The sequence below is a fragment of the uncultured Methylibium sp. genome (assembly GCF_902826655.1).
Classification (GTDB): domain Bacteria; phylum Pseudomonadota; class Gammaproteobacteria; order Burkholderiales; family Burkholderiaceae_C; genus Methylibium.
In genome coordinates, this window is record NZ_CADEFR010000129.1 from 1 (window position 1) to 2,563 (window position 2,563).

A 2,563-nucleotide genomic window follows, 5' to 3' on the forward strand; every position below is an offset into this window, starting at 1 on the left:
ATGGTGCCGGGGAACAAGTTCGACAAGCCGGCCAAGTCGCCCTTCATGGACATGATGCTGGTGCCGGTGTACGCGGACAGTGACGGCGACAGTGACAAAGGCGGCAGCAAGGTCACCGTGAGCCCGCGCATCCAGCAGAACCTGGGCGTTCGCACGGCGCCGGTGGTCGAAGGCACGCTGTCACCGGCCGTGGCGGCGGTTGGCAGCATCGCCTGGAACGAACGCGACCAGGCCGTGGTGCAGGCCCGCGCCACCGGCTTCGTCGAGCGCCTGCAGGTGCGCGCGACGCTCGACCGCGTCGCCAAGGGGCAGGCGCTTGCCGAGCTGTACGTGCCCGACTGGATCGCGGCGCAGGAGGAGTTCCTGTCGGTGCGGCGCATGCAGGGTTCCGACATGGCCGCGCTGGTCGACGGCGCGCGCCAGCGCATGCGCCAGGCCGGCATGGACGAAGCGCTGATCGAACTGGTCGAGCGCAGCGGCCGGACGCAGCCGCGCTTCACGGTGCTGGCACCGATCGGTGGCGTCGTCACCGAGTTGATGGTGCGCGAGGGCATGACGGTGATGGCCGGAGCCACGCTGTTCCGCATCAACGGCACCGCCACGGTCTGGGCCAACGCCGAGGTGCCGGAGAGCCAGGCCGTGTTGCTGCGGCCCGGGGCCAAGGTGCAGGCCCGCAGCCCGGCCGCGCCGGGCGCCAGTTTCGAGGGCAGGGTGCAGGCGCTGTTGCCGGAGGTCAATCCGACCACGCGCACGCTGAAGGCGCGCCTCGAACTCGGCAACTCGGGCGGGCGCCTGGTGCCCGGCATGTTCGTGCAGATGCAGTTCATGGACATGCGCGCGGAGAAGGCGCTGCTGATCCCGACCGAGGCGGTCATCCAGACCGGCCGCCGCACGGTGGTGATGCTCGGCGAGGAGGGCGGTCGTTTCCGGCCGGTCGATGTCGATCTCGGCATCGAGAGCGGCGGGCAGACCGAAGTCAGGCGCGGGCTGCAACCGGGCCAGCGCGTGGTTGTCTCGTCGCAGTTCCTGATCGATTCGGAAGCCAGCCTGAAGGGGGTCGAGGCACGGCTCAACGACGAGCCCAAGCCCGCGTCCGCCAGTGCCGCGCCCAGGCATTCGGGCACGGCCACGATCGAGGCCATCGGCCGCGACGCGATGACGCTGTCGCACGGACCCATTCCGTCGCTGAAGTGGGGCTCGATGACGATGGATTTCAAGCTGCCGAAGGGCGGCGTTCCGCGCGGGCTGGAAGCGGGCGACCGCGTGGACTTCGAGTTCACCATGGAGGCCGATGGCACTCCGCAGCTCACGAGAACCACGCTGCTGCCGCCTGAAGCCAAGGCGCTTCCCTCCGCAGCTTCCGGAGCCTCACGATGATCGCCGCGCTGATCCGCTGGTCGATCGTGAACCGCTTCCTGGTGCTGCTGGCCACGCTGATGCTCAGTGCCTGGGGCGTGTATTCGGTGCTGCGGTCGCCGCTGGACGCACTGCCCGACCTGTCCGACGTGCAGGTCATCATCCGCACGACCTATCCGGGGCAGGCGCCACGCATCGTCGAGAACCAGATCACCTACCCGCTGACGACGACGATGCTGTCGGTGCCGGGTGCGAAGACGGTGCGCGGCTATTCGTTCTTCGGCGACAGCTTCGTCTACGTGCTGTTCGAGGACGGCACCGACCTCTACTGGGCCCGCTCGCGCGTGCTCGAGTACCTGAACCAGGTGCAGGCTCGATTGCCGCCCGGCGCGACCGCCTCGCTCGGACCTGATGCCACCGGCGTTGGCTGGATCTACCAGTATTCGTTGGTGGACCGCAGCGGCCAGATGGATGCCGGACAGTTGCGCGCGCTGCAGGACTGGTTCCTCAAGTACGAACTGAAGACGGTACCCAACGTCGCCGAGGTCGCGTCGGTGGGTGGCATGGTGCGCCAGTACCAGGTGCTGCTCGACCCGGACAAGCTCGCGGCCTACAACATCCCGCACACCCGGGTTGTCGAGGCGATCCGCAAATCCAACCAGGAAGCCGGTGGCTCGGTGCTCGAGCTCGGCGAGGCCGAGTACGTGGTGCGTGCCTCGGGCTACCTGGCCTCGCTCGATGACTTCCGCAAGGTGCCGCTCGTGACCACCGATGCCGGCGTGTCCGTGCGCCTGGGCGACGTCGCGCGCATCCAGGTCGGCCCCGAGATGCGCCGCGGCATCGGTGAGCTCGACGGCGAGGGCGAGGCGACTGGTGGCGTGATCGTGATGCGTTCAGGCAAGAACGCGCTGGAGACCATCGCCGCCGTCAAGGCCAAGCTTGCATCGCTCCAGGGCAGCCTGCCGCAGGGCGTGGAGATCGTGCCGGTGTACGACCGCTCCAGCCTGATCGAACGCGCGGTCGAGAACCTCGGCTTCAAGCTGCTCGAGGAGTTCATCGTCGTCGCGGTGGTGTGCTTCGTCTTCCTGTTCCACCTGCGGTCGGCGTTCGTGGCCATCGTCAGCCTGCCGCTGGGCATCCTGATGGCGTTCATCGTGATGCACTACCAGGGCGTCAACGCCAACATCATGTCGCTGGGCGGCATCGC

The 2,563-nt window shown here is 68.2% G+C and carries 2 protein-coding genes; both read left to right on the top strand.

Going from position 1 to position 2,563, the window contains the following annotated elements; genetic code table 11:
• Window positions 1–1,377, top strand: a 1,377-nt coding sequence (locus QZV97_RS20730) for an efflux RND transporter periplasmic adaptor subunit (RefSeq protein ID WP_295647298.1), incomplete at its 5' end; no start/stop codon positions are given.
• Window positions 1,374–2,563: efflux RND transporter permease subunit (locus tag QZV97_RS20735; RefSeq protein WP_295647300.1), on the top strand; the 1,190-nt coding region annotated here is incomplete at its 3' end. The genes QZV97_RS20730 and QZV97_RS20735, both read left to right, overlap by 4 nt.